This is a genomic window from Pseudomonas sp. SBT1-2, assembly GCF_028640875.1.
GTDB classification, from domain to species: domain Bacteria; phylum Pseudomonadota; class Gammaproteobacteria; order Pseudomonadales; family Pseudomonadaceae; genus Aquipseudomonas; species Aquipseudomonas chlororaphis_I.
The window spans coordinates 41,685-57,735 of record NZ_JAQZAA010000110.1 but is presented as its reverse complement, the minus strand read 5'-3'; the positions used below and the strand labels follow the sequence as shown (position 1 = coordinate 57,735).

General features: G+C 65.1%; 9 protein-coding genes and 1 pseudogene. 7 read left to right on the top strand and 3 right to left on the bottom strand.

The window, feature by feature from the left end:
• Positions 1-223: 223 nt before the first annotated feature.
• Positions 224-1,315 (top strand): annotated as a pseudogene (locus tag PVZ78_RS31880) (methyl-accepting chemotaxis protein); the annotation flags it as partial.
• On the top strand, positions 1,292-2,221 hold the full coding sequence (locus tag PVZ78_RS31875; RefSeq protein WP_371356857.1) for a methyl-accepting chemotaxis protein: 930 nt from the start codon (positions 1,292-1,294) through the stop codon (positions 2,219-2,221). The pseudogene PVZ78_RS31880 and the gene PVZ78_RS31875, both read left to right, overlap by 24 nt.
• A 1-nt stretch (position 2,222) precedes the next feature.
• Here PVZ78_RS31875 and PVZ78_RS25130 read toward each other — a convergent pair whose 3' ends face one another.
• Together PVZ78_RS25130 and cra are read right to left on the bottom strand one after the other, a co-directional pair.
• Entirely contained in the window at positions 2,223-3,011 is a 789-nt protein-coding gene (locus PVZ78_RS25130; protein WP_124339593.1) for a TatD family hydrolase, read from the bottom strand.
• A gap of 2 nt (positions 3,012-3,013) precedes the next feature.
• Positions 3,014-4,009 (bottom strand): catabolite repressor/activator, encoded by a 996-nt coding sequence (cra, locus tag PVZ78_RS25125; RefSeq protein WP_009046945.1) that lies wholly within the window; start codon positions 4,007-4,009, stop codon positions 3,014-3,016.
• 296 nt (positions 4,010-4,305) lie between these two features.
• Here cra and ptsP point away from each other — a divergent pair, with 296 nt between their 5' ends.
• From ptsP to PVZ78_RS25100, 5 genes are all read left to right on the top strand, one after another.
• Positions 4,306-7,167, top strand: coding sequence for a phosphoenolpyruvate--protein phosphotransferase (gene ptsP / locus PVZ78_RS25120; RefSeq protein WP_053268202.1), 2,862 nt, complete (start codon positions 4,306-4,308; stop codon positions 7,165-7,167).
• Complete coding sequence (gene pfkB / locus PVZ78_RS25115) at positions 7,167-8,108, top strand: 1-phosphofructokinase (protein ID WP_135006252.1); 942 nt, start codon at positions 7,167-7,169, stop codon at positions 8,106-8,108. The genes ptsP and pfkB overlap by 1 nt, the downstream gene beginning before the upstream one ends.
• An 11-nt stretch (positions 8,109-8,119) precedes the next feature.
• Positions 8,120-9,862 carry a PTS fructose-like transporter subunit IIB gene (locus PVZ78_RS25110; RefSeq protein WP_273829445.1) on the top strand — a complete coding sequence of 581 codons (1,743 nt, stop codon included), beginning with the start codon at positions 8,120-8,122 and terminating at the stop codon, positions 9,860-9,862.
• A gap of 837 nt (positions 9,863-10,699) precedes the next feature.
• The gene (locus PVZ78_RS25105) at positions 10,700-11,032 is read left to right on the top strand and encodes a DUF6124 family protein (RefSeq protein ID WP_038630595.1); all 333 of its coding nucleotides are present in this window, start codon (positions 10,700-10,702) and stop codon (positions 11,030-11,032) included.
• A 609-nt stretch (positions 11,033-11,641) separates the two neighbouring features.
• Positions 11,642-13,183: an alkaline phosphatase D family protein gene (locus tag PVZ78_RS25100; RefSeq protein WP_009046950.1), complete on the top strand. Its 1,542-nt coding sequence runs from the start codon at positions 11,642-11,644 to the stop codon at positions 13,181-13,183.
• A 114-nt stretch (positions 13,184-13,297) separates the two neighbouring features.
• On the opposite strand, the gene PVZ78_RS25095 is transcribed toward PVZ78_RS25100, so the two are convergent.
• The gene (locus PVZ78_RS25095; protein WP_273829444.1) at positions 13,298-15,826 is read right to left on the bottom strand and encodes a sulfite reductase flavoprotein subunit alpha; all 2,529 of its coding nucleotides are present in this window, start codon (positions 15,824-15,826) and stop codon (positions 13,298-13,300) included.
• Positions 15,827-16,051 lie beyond the last annotated feature (225 nt).

The window sequence follows — 16,051 nt, the reverse complement described above, 5'->3', positions numbered from 1 at the left end:
GAGCGCTGGCGAGCCTCTCCGGTCTTGCCAGCGCAGATAAAGCCTTCCTTCTGTCCGCCGTCCCCGCGGTTAACCTTAAGTTACAAACCCTTTTGCCGATTTGAGCTATACAGAAGCAGCGCCAAATAGTGGCTATCTGCCGTCTTCGCGTACCTGCCAATAAAAATAAAAGCAAAAAGGGAGACTTCTTGTGAAGAGCTTGCTCTATCCCGCCATTGCCCTGATGAACCGCCTGAGCTTCGGCATGAAGTTCAGCCTGATCAGCGTGCTGTTTTTTCTGCCGATGCTGGTCACCAACTTCTATCTGGTGCGCGATTCCTACCGTGAGTTCCAGGGCACCCAGGTCGAGCTGCAAAGCCTGGACCTGCTGGGCAGCAGCCTGACCCTGCGCCGCGACCTGGAAACCCTGAACAACCTGGTGCAGATCAACGCGACCCTGGGGCAGTCCGGCAAGGCCGGGGATATCGAGAGCAAGATAGTCGCCCTGGAAAAGTCCGTGCTCGAACGCTTGCAGGGCTTGGTCGCAGTCACCGTGGACCCTGAGCAGATCGGCGTGTTCGACGGCAAGCGCGATGAAATGATCGCCGCCTTCAAGGCGCAGCAGGCGGAAAGCTCGCTGCAAAGCAAAAGCGCGCTGATCGGCAAGCTCTTGGGCAGTGCGCAGATTTTCAGCCAGATCATCGCCAGCCAGTCCGGCCTGAGCCGCGATACCCAGAGCGATGTACGGCAGTTGAGCGAACTGGTGACCAGCGTCACGCCGCAGGTCACGCAGATTCTTGGCGAAGGGCGGGCGATGGGCGCGTATTCCCTGGGCCAGGGCTTTCTCAACTCATCCGCCAGCACCCGCTTCGACGAGTTGCTGGTGCAGATTGAGAAACTCCAGGCCGAATACGGCCTGAAGCTGCAGGATGCGCTGGGCTCGAGCAAGGCCGCCCAAGGCGCGCTGGACGCCCTGGCCAGCGCCAGCAAAGGCAGCCTCAAGCAAGCCAGCGAGCTGTTCGAGGAACAGGTGGTGATGGCCGATACCCTGGACGCGCCCTGGCAGGGCTTTTATGACCAGGTCAGCGGGCTGATGGCGCAGACTTACCAGCTCAACGAGGCGACCCTGAAGTTTCTCGGCGAGGAGCTGCAGCAGCGGCTGGGGCAGAACCGTACGCAGATGGTGCTGCTGGTGGTGGCGCTGGCGGCGGTGTTCCTGCTGATCTTCTATCTCTATGGCGCGTTCTACGTCTCGACCCGCACCACCCTCAAGCGCCTGGGCGCGATGATGGACAAGGTGGCGGCCGGTGACATGACCGTCACCTTCAACGCCCAGAGCCGCGACGAGCTGGGAGAGTTGGGCACGGTGTTCAACGGCACCGTGGCGAAGATCCACGACCTGATCGAGCTGGTGGGCAAGACCGTCGGCGAGGTCGAACGCCAGGCCGGGCAGGTGGAAGCCGTGTCGGCCCAGAGCAACCAGGCGGTCGCCGGGCAGCGCAGCCAGATCGAACAGGTGGCGACGGCGATGAACCAGATGTCCGCCACGTCCCAGGAAGTCGCGCGTAGCGCCGCCGCGGCGGTCAGCAGCGCCCACAGCGTCAACGACGAGACCATCAGCGGGCGCGGGCTGGTGGAATCCCAGCAAGGCAGCATTGCCCAGCTGGCCAGCGAGATCGACCAGTCGGTGCTGGTGATCAATCAACTGGCCAGCGACAGCCAGGCCATCAGCCGGGTGCTGGAGGTGATCAAGAGCATCGCCGAACAGACCAACCTGCTGGCGCTCAACGCCGCCATCGAAGCGGCCCGCGCTGGCGAGCAGGGGCGGGGCTTCGCGGTGGTGGCCGACGAAGTGCGGACCCTGGCCAAGCGCACCCAGCAATCGACCGAGGAAATCGAGCAGATGATCGTCAAGCTCCACGGCGGCGTGGGGGCGGCGGTCAAGGCCATGGGCATCAGCCATGAGATGGCCAATGGCACGGTCGGGCAGTCGGAAAAGGTCCAGCAGGCGCTGGAGAACATCCTCGGCGCGGTAGGCATGATCGTCGACCAGAACCAGCAGATCGCCGCGGCGGTAGAGCAGCAGACCGCGGTGGCCCACGACATCGATCAGAACATCGTCGAGATCAACCGCGCCGGCGAGCGCACCGCCGAAGGCGCGTACCAGACCGAAAACGCCAGCCGCCAGCTGTCGGCGCAGGTGGTGCAGTTGAAGCAGTTGATCAGCGCATTCAGGGTCTGATTCAGGCGTTGTGGGGCCAGCCGAACAGCGCGCAGGCGTTGGCGGTACTGGCCGCCGCCAGCTGTTCGGGGTTGACGGCCATGATCTCGGCCAGGGCCGCACAGATCTCCGGCAGGTGTTGCGGGCTGTTGCGCTGGCCCGGGTACATGGCGGGCGCCATGTCCGGCGAGTCGGTTTCCAGCACCACCGCGTCCAGCGGCAAGTCGGCGATGACCTTGCGCAGGCGCAGGGCCTGTGGCCAGGTCGCGGCGCCCCCCAAGCCCAGCTTGAACCCCAGCTTGAGGTATTCGCGGGCTTCTTCGCGGCTGCCGGCGAAGGCGTGGATGATGCCGGCGCGCTTGAGCTTGAAGCGCTTGAGGGTGGCAATCACCGCGGCATGGCTGCGCCGTACATGGAGCAAGGCCGGTAGCTGGAAGTCCGCGGCCAGTTGCAGTTGCGCTTCGAACAACTGCTGCTGGCGCTGGCGATCCAGCTGTTCGAGAAAATAATCCAGGCCGAACTCACCCACCGCGCACAACTGCGGATGGCCCGCCAGGCGGGTCAGCCAGTCGCCCAGTTCACGCAGGTCGGCCGGGCTGTGCTCGTCGAGATAGACTGGGTGCAGGCCGAAGGCGGCATGCAGGTCGGCATCGCTCTGCACCAATTCCCACAGTCGCTGCCAATTGCGCTGATAGACTCCCAGCACCACCATCCGCCGCACGCCGCGGGCACGGCTGGCAGCCAGCAGCGCCTGACGATCTGCGTCGAAATCCGGAAAATCCAGATGGGTGTGGCTGTCGATCAGCTCCACGGTCAAGCCTCGTGAATGCGCTGCTTGAAGGTCCGGGCGATGGCGTTCACGCCGGGTTGGTAATGGGCTTCTTCAATGGCGGCCAGAGCCAGCTGCAGGGCCTTGTCGGCAATCAACTGGTGCTGCTGGGCCATGGCATTCACCGGCAGCGGCAGGAAGTCCAGCAGCTGGGTATCGCCGAAGGTGCCCAGGCGCAGCGGCCGCGACTTGAGCGGGAAGTCGTGCAGCGCGTCGAATACCCCTTGCAGCAGCACATAGGAGGTGGTCACCAGGGCATCCGGCAGGTGGCCCAGGCGCTCCAGCAACGCTTCCATCAGCTGGCGACCGCAGTCGCGGCTGAAGGCTTCGCCCTGTTCGATCAGCACCTGGCCGTCGAAACCTTCCAGCGCCTGCTTGAAGCCGGCGGCGCGTTCCTGGCTGATGCCCAGCTCGGGGCGGGCGCCGATCAGGGCGATCTGCCGTGGCTGGGGCTGCAACAGGCTGCGGGTCAGATGCAGGCTGGCTTGTTGATCGTCGCTGATCACCGAGCAGAAAAACTCCGGTTCCATCACCCGGTCGATGGCGATGATCGGCAGGCCCTGGGCCTGCAACAGGCGATAGGTGTCATCCTCGGGCGGCAGGCAGCTGGCGACGAACAGTGCGTCGCAGCGGCGCGCGCGGAACAGTTGCAGCAACTGGCGCTCGCTGTCCGGGGCATCGTCGGAGCTGGCGATCAGCAACTGGTAACCACGGGCGCGGGCGCCTTGCTCGAGCAGCTTGGCGATACGCGCGTAACTGGGGTTTTCCAGGTCTGGCAGGATGAAACCCAGGGTCCGGGTCCGCCGGCTGCGCAGCCCGGCGGCTTGAGGGTTGGGCGTGAAGCCATGTTCCTCGACCACCGCCCGGACCCGTTCGACGGTCGCGTTGCTGATACGTTGCTGTTCGGCCTTGCCGTTGATGACGTAGCTGGCGGTGGTGACGGACACACCGGCCAGTCTGGCGATATCACTGAGTTTCAACCCGGGTTTTCCTTGTTTTCTGGAGCTTGCCCCGACATTTTCGCCAATCCTAACCGATATAGGCAGGCGACCAATGTCGGAACATGCAGCCGACAGGTAGGGCTTCAAGGATGGAAGATTATCGAGTAACGTGCCCAATATTCTAGATTAAACGTTTCAGCACGCGTATTTTCTAGGGGTATGGGCAGACGGGAACAGGGCCTTGCCAAGCCGGCGGTCCCGTTTGTGGCATTAAAGCCGCCTGACTGATTCACTCAAAACAATACCTAGCGCCCCGGCGCTAAATAGGAGAAAGCATGCTCGAGCTCACTATTGAGCAGATATCCATGGGCCAGTCGGCTGTGGATAAGTCCGCTGCACTGCACCTGCTCGCCGACAAACTGGTGGCCGACGGCCTGGTCGCCGAAGGTTACCTGGCTGGCCTGCAGGCCCGCGAAGGCCAGGGCTCGACCTTTCTCGGTCAAGGTATTGCCATCCCCCACGGCACCCCGGAAACCCGCGACCAGGTGTTCGCCACCGGCGTGCGTCTGTTGCAGTTCCCCGAGGGCGTGGACTGGGGCGATGGCCAGATCGTCTACCTGGCGATCGGCATCGCCGCCAAATCCGACGAACACCTGCGCCTGCTGCAACTCCTGACCCGCGCCCTCGGCGAGACCGACCTGGGCCAGGCCCTGCGCCGCGCCAGCTCGCCGGAAGCCTTGCTGAAACTGCTGCAAGGCGCGCCGCAGGAGCTGGCGCTGGATGCGCAGATGATTGGCCTGGGCGTGGCCGCCGAAGACTTCGAAGAGCTGGTGTGGCGTGGCGCCCGCCTGCTGCGCCAGGCCGACTGCGTGAGCAACGGTTTTGCCGCGGTGCTGCAACAGGTCGAGGCGCTGCCCCTGGGCGATGGCCTGTGGTGGCTGCACAGCGAGCAGACCGTCAAGCGCCCGGGCCTGGCCTTCGTCACCCCGGACAAACCGATTCGCTACCTCGGCCAGCCATTGGCCGGGCTGTTCTGCCTGGCCAGCCTGGGCGAGGCCCATCAGGCCCTGCTGGAACGCCTGTGCGCGCTGTTGATCGAAGGCCGCGGCCATGAACTGGGCCGGGCCACCAGCAGCCGCGCGGTATTGGAAGTGCTGGGCGGCGAACTGCCGGCCGACTGGCCGAGCGCGCGCATCGTCCTGGCCAACGCCCACGGCTTGCATGCGCGCCCGGCGAAGATCCTCGCGCAACTGGCGAAAAGCTTCGAGGGCGAGGTGCGCGTGCGGATCCTCGACGCGCCGGGCTCCGCGGTTTCGGTGAAGAGCCTGAGCAAACTGCTGAGCCTCGGCGCCCGCCGTGGCCAGACCCTGGAGCTGATCGCCGAACCGAACATCGCCGCCGACGCCCTGCCAGCCTTGCTGGCGGCCATCGCCGAAGGATTGGGGGAAGAAGTCGAGCCGGTTCCAGAAGCCAGCGTGCCCCAGGAAGTGCCGGAAGAAGTCGAGGTGCCCATCAGCGCGCCGGCTTCCGGCAGCCTGGTCCAGGCCATCCCGGCGGCCCCCGGCATCGCCATCGGCCCGGCGCATATCCAGGTGATCCAGCCGTTCGACTACCCGCTGCGCGGCGAATCCACCGCCATCGAGCGCGAGCGCCTGCAAGGAGCCCTGGCCGAGGTCCGGCATGACATCGACGGCCTGATCCAGCGCAGCAAGGCCAAGGCCATTCGCGAGATTTTCGTCACCCACCAGGAAATGCTCGACGACCCGGAACTGACCGACGAAGTCGACACCCGCCTCAAGCAGGGCGAAAGCGCCGAAGCGGCCTGGATGACCGTGATCGAAGCCGCCGCCCGGCAGCAGGAAGCCTTGCACGACGCGCTGCTGGCCGAGCGCGCCGCCGACCTGCGGGACATCGGCCGGCGGGTGCTGGCGCAGTTGTGTGGCATTGAAACTCCGACTGAGCCAGATGAACCCTACATCCTGGTGATGGATGAAGTCGGCCCGTCGGACGTGGCGCGCCTCGATCCGGCGCGGGTCGCCGGCATTCTCACCGCCCGTGGTGGCGCCACCGCCCACAGCGCGATCGTCGCCCGCGCCCTGGGGATTCCGGCGCTGGTCGGTGCCGGTGCCGGCGTGTTACTGCTCAAGCCGGGCACGCCGCTGCTGCTCGATGGCCAGCGCGGTCGCCTGCATGTGGATGCCGATGCCGGCACCCTGCAACGGGCCACCGAAGAGCGCGACACCCGCGAACAACGGCTCAAGGCCGCCGCCGAACAACGCCATCAACTGGCGCACACCACCGACGGCCATCACGTCGAAGTCTTCGCCAACATCGGCGAAAGCGCCGGGGTGGCCAGCGCCGTGGAAAACGGCGCCGAAGGCATCGGCCTGCTGCGCACCGAACTGATTTTCATGGCCCATCCGCAAGCGCCGGACGAAGCCACCCAGGAAGCCGAATACCGCCGCGTGCTCGATGGCCTGGCCGGGCGGCCGCTGGTGGTGCGTACCCTGGATGTCGGCGGCGACAAGCCGCTGCCGTACTGGCCGATCGCCAAGGAAGAAAACCCCTTCCTCGGCGTGCGCGGCATTCGCCTGACCCTGCAACGCCCGCAGATCATGGAAGCCCAGCTGCGCGCCTTGCTGCGCTCGGCGGACAACCGCCCGCTGCGGATCATGTTCCCCATGGTCGGCAGTGTCGATGAATGGCGCGCCGCCCGCGACATGACCGAGCGCCTGCGCCAGGAAATCCCGGTGGCCGACCTGCAACTGGGGATCATGATCGAAGTGCCGTCCGCCGCCTTGCTGGCGCCGGTGCTGGCCAAGGAAGTGGACTTCTTCAGCGTCGGCACCAACGACCTGACCCAATACACCCTGGCCATCGATCGCGGTCACCCGACCCTGTCGGCCCAGGCCGACGGCCTGCACCCGGCGGTGCTGCAACTGATCGACATCACCGTGCGAGCGGCCCATGCCCACGGCAAGTGGGTCGGTGTGTGCGGTGAGCTGGCGGCCGATCCGCTGGCGGTGCCGGTGCTGGTCGGCCTGGGTGTGGACGAACTGAGCGTCTCCGGACGCAGCATCGCCGAGGTCAAGGCACGCATTCGCGAGCTCAGCCTGACCCAGGCACAAACCCTTGCGGAGCAGGCCCTGGCCGTCGGCAGCGCGAACGATGTGCGCGCCCTTGTGGAGGCCATGTAATGGCAAAGATTCTTACCCTGACCCTGAACCCGGCGCTGGACCTCACCGTCCAGCTGACGCGCCTGGAACCGGGGCAGGTCAACCGCAGCGAAGCCATGCACACCCACGCCGCCGGCAAGGGCGTGAACGTGGCCCAGGTGCTGGCCGACCTTGGCCATCAACTGACCGTCAGCGGCTTCCTCGGTGAAGACAATCCCCAGGCGTTCGAGGCGTTGTTCGCCCGCCGCGGTTTTGTCGACGCCTTTATCCGTGTGCCCGGGGAGACCCGCAGCAACATCAAGCTGGCCGAGCAGGACGGGCGCATCACCGATCTCAACGGCCCCGGCCCGGAGGTCGACGAAGCGGCGCAACAGGCCTTGCTCGCACGCCTGGAACAGATCGCCCCGGGGCATGACGCGGTGGTGGTGGCCGGCAGCCTGCCGCGCGGCGTCAGCCCGCAATGGCTGCACACCTTGCTGACCCGCCTCAAGGCGCTGGGGCTGAAAGTGGCGCTGGACACCAGCGGCGAAGCCCTGCGTGCTGGCCTGGCCGCCGGGCCCTGGCTGGTCAAGCCCAATACCGAGGAGCTGGCCGAGGCCCTGGACAGCCCGGTGCTGTCGCTGGCGACCCAGGCCGAAGCCGCCAGGCGCCTGCACGCCCAGGGCGTCGAGCATGTGGTGATTTCCCATGGCGCCGAAGGCGTGAACTGGTTCAGTGCCGCGCCGGCCCTGCAGGCGCTGCCGCCCAAGGTCAGCGTGGCCAGCACCGTCGGTGCCGGCGACTCGTTGCTGGCCGGCATGCTCCACGGCCTGCTCAGCGCCCACGCGTTTGAACAGACCCTGCGCACGGCCACGGCCATCGCCGCCATGGCCGTGACCCAGATCGGTTTCGGCATCACCGATGCCGCGCAGTTGGCACAGCTTGAACAGGGGGTGCGCGTTCATCCCCTCATAGAACAATAAGAGGGTTGGTCATGAAGTTAGCCATTGTTACCGCCTGCCCGAACGGCATGGTCACCAGTGTGCTGTGCGCCCGGTTGCTGGACGCCGCGGCCCAGCGCCAGGGCTGGAGCACCAGCGTCGAAGTGCATGACGAGGCGCACCCGGAACGGCAGTTGTCGTCCGCCACCCTTGAAGCGGCCGAATGGGTGCTGGTGGTCAGCACCGGGCCCTTGGACATGTCGCGGTTTGTCGGCAAGCGGGTGTTCCAGAGCTCGCCCTCAGTGGCCCTGCAGGACGTCGACGGCGTGCTGCGGCGCGGCGCCGAGGAGGCCCAGGTGTATGTCGCGGCCGCAGCCGTGGCCGAGCCGGCGCCGGCCAGCAAGAACGCGCCTCGGCTGGTGGCGGTCACCGCTTGCCCGACCGGCGTGGCCCACACCTTCATGGCGGCCGAGGCCTTGCAGCAGACCGCCAAGCGCCTGGGGTATGAGCTGCAAGTGGAAACCCAGGGCTCGGTCGGCGCGCGCAACCCGTTGAGCGCCGAGGCCATCGCCGCGGCGGACGTGGTGCTGCTGGCCGCAGACATCGAAGTACCCACCGAGCGCTTCGCCGGCAAGAAGATCTACCGCTGCGGCACCGGCATCGCCCTCAAGCAATCCGAGGCGACCCTGAACAAGGCCCTGGCCGAAGGGCAGGTGGAATCGGCAGCGGCAGGCGCCACCGCGGCCCCGGCCAAGCAGGAGAAAACCGGGGTCTACAAGCACCTGCTGACCGGTGTGTCGTTCATGCTGCCGATGGTGGTGGCGGGTGGTTTGATGATCGCCCTGTCCTTCGTCTTCGGTATCACCGCGTTCAAGGAAGAGGGCACCCTGGCCGCCGCCCTGATGCAGATTGGCGGCGACACCGCGTTCAAGCTGATGGTGCCGCTGCTGGCCGGTTACATCGCCTATTCCATCGCCGACCGTCCGGGCCTGGCGCCGGGGATGATCGGTGGCATGCTCGCCAGCACCCTGGGCGCAGGGTTTATCGGCGGGATCATTGCCGGTTTCATCGCCGGTTATGCGGCCAAAGCCATCAGCAAATACGCGCGCTTGCCGCAGAGCCTGGAGGCCTTGAAGCCGATCCTGATCATTCCGTTGCTGGCCAGCCTGTTCACCGGTCTGGTGATGATTTATGTGGTGGGCAAGCCAGTGGCGGGGATGCTCGCTGGCCTGACCCATTTCCTCGACAGCATGGGCACCACCAACGCGATCCTGCTGGGGGTGTTGCTCGGCGGCATGATGTGCGTCGACCTCGGCGGGCCGATCAACAAGGCGGCCTATGCCTTCTCCGTGGGGCTGCTGGCGTCGCAGAGTTATGCACCGATGGCAGCGACCATGGCCGCCGGCATGGTGCCGCCGATTGGCCTGGGCATCGCGACCTTTATCGTCCGGCGCAAATTTGCCCAGAGCGAGCGGGAAGCGGGCAAGGCGGCGCTGGTGCTGGGGCTGTGCTTTATCTCCGAAGGCGCGATTCCGTTCGCCGCCAAGGACCCGTTGCGGGTGATCCCGGCGAGCATCGCCGGCGGCGCGCTGACCGGGGCGCTGTCGATGTATTTCGGCTGCAAACTGATGGCGCCCCATGGTGGGTTGTTTGTGATGCTGATTCCGAATGCGATCAACCATGCGTTGTTGTATTTGCTGGCGATTGTCGCGGGGAGTTTGTTGACGGCGGTGGTGTATGCGGTGGTGAAGCGGCCGGAGGCGACCGAGCTGGCGCTGGAGCCGGTCAAGGCCTGACCTTTGTGTTTGCGGTTTACCTCGATGGCGCCCTCAGTGGCGCCATCGTTGTTTCTGTCGATCGCTGACCCTGTAGGAGCGAGGCTTGCCCGCGATAGCGTCCGTACTGGCGCTGCATTTTTTGGACGGGGTACATATCCATTCCTGCGGTCACGGCCGCTTATGGTTCCGCCCTTACGGCGGGTCACTTTTTTTCAAACGCCAAAAAAAGTAACCAAAAAACGCTTGCCCCTGCGTACGGCCTTCGCTGCGCTCAGGTTCCCTCGCTCCGGCGTCCATCAGGGGGCATCGACTCCGGTCGGCTTCGCTTCGACCTCCATTCGATGTCCTCGACTGCGTCGAGGGGCGCTGCGCGCCATCCCCCTGATGAACACCGGAACGAAGCCTCCCGATGGGGCGGGTAGATCAAGATCAAAAGCCAAAGCTGGGCGCGACCTGCCGGTCGGCGCGAAACCCTGTAGCCGCTGCCGAGCTTGCGAGGCTGCGATCGACCCCGAAGGGGGCGCAGGATCTTGAGACCGCTGGAGGACCTTCGGTCCTATCGCAACCTGCGGCAGCGGCTACAGGGATCGTGTGTATCAGGTTCTGCGGATGACAGTTTTGTCGCGTAAGACGCTGTCTGAAAGTGAGGCGTTTCGCTTTCCTTTGTAAGGCTTTTCCGAGAAGCTCCGGGCCGCTTGCGTCTGGGAAGGGCGCTGTCTAGCCTCGGGTTTGTCACTGGTTTTTCAGTGATCGGGACTAGCAGCCCGGGTCAGGGGATTTCGGTCCCGTGTTCATCGGTCGGTGTTTCACTTGTTCTGATGAGTCATGGCGACTCCATTTATTCGGAGGAGCATCATGAAAAGCCCAAATTCTGTCCCCCTGGTTTCTCACGCTCGTCGCTTGTGTGATTTCAAGCACGATGAAGCTAACCGCTCGGTGCTTAAAGCGCTTAAAGAAACAGCCAGCTCTACCATTGGCAACAACTCGCTCTTTACCGTCCGCCCCGGCATCAGCGCCGAAGAGGCGTTGCTTCACGTTTCCATGCTGCTCAAGTCCGCCGAGGAGGTTTCCGACGAGATCACCGAGCACGCCAGCGGTATCGAGCGTGGCCTGATCTGGTCGCTGGTGCATTCCGTGGAGATGGCGCGTGGTGTGGTGGATGCCTTGCTCGATGGCAATCGTCTTTGATCTGAAATGACTGCCGCAGGCTGCGATCGATTTTGAAGAGGGCGCGGGATCTTGAGATTGCAGGAGGACCTTCGGTCCTATCGCAGCCTCGCGGGCTCGGCAGCGGCTACAGGGACCGTGGGTATATCGGGGCCTTTTGTAGGAGCGAGCTTGCTCGCGAGCAGATCGTTCGGATGACGCGTTGGACCTTGTAGGACGCTGTTTGAAAGTGCGGCTCTTCACTTTCTTGTGTAAGGCCTTTCCGAGAAACGCTGGGCCACTTGCGCCTGGGAAAGGTGCTGTCTAGCCTCGGGTTTGTCTCTGGTTTTTCAGTGATTGGCTTTAGTCGGATTCTGTTCTGGCGGCTGAACGTGGGGCACCCTCGGGTGCGCCGGGCTCCTGAGCCCCGGTCTGCTAACCCGCGTCCAGCTGCCATCCTCAATCGTTTAGTTATTCCATGACTCGCAATGCTCGGCTGTAACACCGCAGTTCATCAGACAGGTGGCGTTATCGTTGACGGCCATTGCGAGCAAGCTCGCTCCTACAGTAGAGGCGGGGTGTGGGGTTTGTCATACGCAGTTCATCCACACTGGCTAAGGTTTGCTTTTGACATTAGGTCAGGGAGCAACCATGAGCGATTTCACTCTCGGTCGGCGGCGTTTGATTCAGGTGGCGGGGGCAGGGCTGTTGCTGCCGGGGTTGGCGCCGGCGGTGATTGCCTCGGGCAAGGACCGGCCGAAGATGGTCGATGGCGTGCAGTCCGGGGATCTGCTCGGCGATCGGGCGATGGTCTGGAGCCGTACCGACCGGCCGGCGCGGATGGTGGTGGAGTGGGATACCCGCAGCCTGTTCAGCAACCCGCGCAAGTTTGTCTCACCCCTGGTCGATGCCCGCACCGACTTCACGGCGCGGGTCGAGTTGGGCGGGCTGCCTACAGACCAGGCGATTTTTTATCGGGTGTATTTCGAGGACGCCCAGACCGGCGTGCGCAGCAAGCCCTGGTTCGGCCATTTGCGCAGCGTGCCGCAGACCCGTCGCGATATCCGCTTTGTGTGGAGCGGCGACACCGTCGGCCAGGGCTTCGGCATCAACCCGGACATCGGCGGCATGCGCATCTACGAGGCCATGCGCCGGCGCCTGCCGGACTTTTTTATCCACAGCGGCGACACCATTTACGCCGACGGCCCGGTACCGGCGCAGCTGACCACCGAGAGCGGCCGGGTGTGGCGCAATATCACCACCGAGGCCAAGAGCAAGGTCGCCGAGACCCTCGACGAATACCGCGGCAACTACCGCTACAACCTGCTGGACGAGAACGTGCGGCGCTTCAACGCCGAGGTGCCGCAGATCTGGCAGTGGGACGACCATGAGGTGGTCAACAACTGGTCGCCGAGCAAGGTGCTGGATGAGCGTTACACCACTAAAGATATCCACACCCTGGTGGGCCGTGCGCGGCAGGCCTGGCTGGAATACGCGCCGATGCGCTTGCAGAGCGCCGACCAGGGCGGGCGGATCTATCGCAAGCTGAGCTACGGGCCGCTGCTGGATGTGTTCGTGCTGGACATGCGCAGCTATCGCGGCGGCAACGACGACAATCTCGGCGCGGCCAAGCCGTTCCTCGGCCGCGAACAGTTGGACTGGCTCAAGCAAGGGCTCAAGCACTCCAAGGCGCAGTGGAAGGTGGTGGCGGCCGACATGCCTATCGGCCTCGGCGTGCCGGACGGCGAGGTCAGCCCCGGCGTGCCGCGCTGGGAGGCAATCGCCAACGGCGACCCGGGCCCGGCCCAGGGCCGCGAGCTGGAGATCGCCGAGCTGCTGGCGTTCCTGCGCAAGCACAAGGTGCGCAACCATGTGTGGCTGACGGCGGACGTGCATTACTGCGCGGCGCACCACTATCACCCGGACCGCGCGGCGTTCCAGGATTTCGAGCCGTTCTGGGAATTCGTCGCCGGGCCTTTGAATGCCGGCAGTTTCGGGCCCAACGCGCTGGACAAGACCTTCGGCCCGGAGGTGGTGTTCCAGAAGGCGCCACCGGCGCAGAACACCTCGCCGTTCGCCGGCTTCCAGTTCTTCGGCGAAGTGCAGATCGAAGGGCAGAGCGGGGAGTTGAAGGTGATCCTGCGGGACCTGGACGGGGTGGCGGTGTTCGAGCGCAAGTTGCAGCCGGTTTGATCACGTACCGGCTTCTGTAGGAGCGAGGCTTGCCCGCGATGGCGGTATCAAGGCCCGCTACCGGCCTTCGGCCTATCGCGAGCAAGCTTCGCTCCTACAGAAGCATGCGGTGAATCAATAGACGTCCCGGCGATAGCGGCCTTGCTCGATCAGCCGTTCGACGACCTCGGCACCCAGCACCTCGTTGAGCACCTGATCCACCCCCGAGGCCATGCCTTGCAGGCTGCCGCAGATGTAGATCGAGGCGCCGTCGGCCAGCCATTGCTTGAGGCGTTCGGCCTGTTGGCGCAGGCGGTCCTGGACATAGATCTTCTCTGCCTGATCGCGGGAGAAGGCCAGGTCCAGGCGGCGCAGGTCGCCGGCGGTCAGCCATTCCTGCAGCTCGTCCTTGCAGTAGAAATCATGCTCGGCGTTGCGCTCGCCGAAGATCAGCCAGTTGTCTTGCTGGCCCTCGGCGATGCGCGCCTTGAGCAGGCTGCGCAAGCCGGCCAGGCCTGTGCCGTTGCCCAACAGGATCAGCGGACAAGGCTCGGCCGGAGGATGGAAGCCGCTGTTGCGCCGCACCCGCAGGCTGATGCTGGAGCCGACCGGCGCGTGCTCGGTAAGCCAGCCGGAGCCGATGCCCAGGCTGCCGTCGGGGTGGCGTTCCTGGCGTACCAGCAGTTCCAGTTGGCCGTCGCTGGCCAGCGAGGCGATGGAGTATTCGCGCATCGCCAGCGGCACCAGGGCATCCACCAGTGCCTGGGCGTGCAGGCCCACCAGATGGGCACGGTTTTCCGGGAGCTGGCGGCTGGCCAAGGCCTGGGTCAGGGTTTCCGTCAGGCCGTCGAGCTGCACCGTGGCGCTGCCGTCCAGGCCCAGGCCGTCGAGGAAGAACTCGATGGCCCATGCGCAGTTGCGCGGCAGCACTTCCACCAGGTCGCCGGCCAGCCAGCTGCTCGGTTGTGGTGGCGTCAGGCCCAGCAGGTAGACGCCGGAGCCGCTGCTATCCGGGTTCAACAGCACACGTTGATTCAGGGTCCAGTTGTCATAGGCGGGGGCCTGCCACAGGTCTACTGGCGCCTGGCCGATCAACTGGCCCAGTTGCTGTTGCCAGTGGCGCAGGGCGTAGCTGTCGCCGCTGTCGACTTCCACCGGGGCGAACAGGGTGTTGCCGCCATGCTCGGCCAGCCAGCCATGCAGGCGCTTGGCAAAGCCGCAGAAGTGCGGGTATTGCCGGTCGCCCAGGCCCAGTACGGCGTACTTGAGGTCGTCCAGGGACAAGGCGCGGCTCAGCACCTTGCGCTCGAAGCCCCGGGCGCTGTCCGGCGCTTCGCCGTCGCCGAAGGTGCTGACCACGAACAATGCGTTCTGGGTATTCAGCAGGTCTTGCTCGCTGACGCTGGCCAGCGGCTGGACCCTGGCCGGTACGCCGGCGGCCTGCAATTGTCCGGCAGTCTGCCAGGCCAGTTGTTCGGCGAAACCGCTCTGGCTGGCGAAGCCGATCAGCCAGGCCGAGGCATCGCCGGTGTCGGCGCTCAGGCCCTGGCGCGCGTCCTTGATCTGGCGTTTCTTGCGCCGGCGATCCAGGTACAGCAGCCAGCCGGTGATAAAGAACAGCGGCATGGTCAACGAAGCGATAGTCACCAGGATGCGCCCGACGATGCCGAAGTAGCTGCCCACGTGCAGGGCATAGATGCTGGTCAGCAACTGGGCCTTGAGGCTCTTGTCGCTGTAGCGGTCATGGCGGCTGACCACGCCGCTGTTCGGGTCGATAGTGATCTGGTTCAGCGCGCGGTCGTGGGGCGAGTGCTTGAGCAGATAGAACACGGTCGCCGGCTGGCCGGCCACCGCGGGCATGCGGATGTTGTAGGAACTCAGGTCCTTGCCGGCGGTGCTGTAGATGCCCAGCCACATGGCGTTGTAGTCGGCGGTCGGCGCCGGGCCCTGGGGCGGCGCGCCCCGGCCGCCCTTCATGCGCTGGCCCTGTGGCGAGTCGGCCAGCAGTTTGTTCAGGCCCTTGTTGTACCACTCGTAGGACCAGGACAAGCCAGTCAGTGCCGCCAGTAGATAAAACAGCAGGCACCAGGTCCCGGCCACGGCGTGCAGGTCCCAGTTGAAGCCACGGCCTTTTTTCGCCCAGTCCAGGGTCAGCCAGGCGCGCCAGCTCGCCACCTGGCGCGGCCATCGCAGGTACAGGCCGGACAGGCAGAAGAAGATCAGGATCAGGGTGCAGGCGCCGGTGATCTGCCGGCCGCTGTCGCCCATGGCCAGGAAACGGTGCAGCTGCAGCATCAGGCCGAAGAAGTCCTGGCCCAGGGCGGCGCCCATGAATTCGCCGGTGTAGGGGTCGAAATAGCGCATTTCGCCGCGGCGCTGGCCCGGCGGCGGGGTGAACCAGACGCGGGCGGCATTGCCGCTGTCGGCTTCCACGGTGAGCATCGACACGGTCTTGCCCGAGGCAGCCTGGATTTTTTCCACCAGCTCGGCGGGTGGCAGGACGCCGGCCGGCTGTTTTTCCACCTGCAGTGTGGAGGGGTTGAGGGCACGCAGGATTTCATCCTGGAACGACACGGTCGCTCCGGTAATGCCCATCAAGGCCAGGACCAGGCCGGCGCTGATGCCGAAAAACCAGTGCAACTGGAACAGGGTTTTCTTCAACACATCGACCGCCTCGTTGGTTCTGTAAGTCTGTGCACGGCGCGCATTATGCCGTGAGTTGTCGAGAAACATTCTTTCTTACGCACAAAAGCCCCACTCACCGAAGTGGATGGGGCTTGCGTGGGTGTAGCCGCTGCCGAAGGCTGCGATAGGCCGGGGTCGCGCTCGACACGCAGGTCCTCCAGCGATTTCACGATCCTGCGCCCCCTTCGGGGTCGATCGCAGCCT